At 45.2% G+C, this 228-nt stretch carries 1 protein-coding gene; it reads left to right on the top strand.

Going from position 1 to position 228, the window contains the following annotated elements:
- Positions 1-228 (top strand): transposase (locus I656_RS0115940; RefSeq protein WP_033005957.1); only part of this gene is annotated, 228 nt, incomplete at both ends.

The following is a 228-nucleotide window of genomic DNA, read 5'->3' on the forward strand; positions in this document are numbered from 1 at the left end:
GTTGTTTCGGGATTTTTACCGAACCGATGGATATAACGAAGCAAAGGAACGCTTGGAAGAATGGATTAAGTTAGCCAAACAGAGCCCTTTTGCTTCTTTTCAGGAAGCAGCCAACACGCTTGAAAGGTGGAAGGAGCCTATTCTTTCCTACTTTTTGTGCCCATATACGAATGCCCGAATCGAGGGGACGAATCACAAGATCAAAAACATCAAACGCCGGGCATATGG

This window comes from Geobacillus sp. WSUCF1, assembly GCF_000422025.1.
GTDB classification, from domain to species: domain Bacteria; phylum Bacillota; class Bacilli; order Bacillales; family Anoxybacillaceae; genus Geobacillus; species Geobacillus zalihae.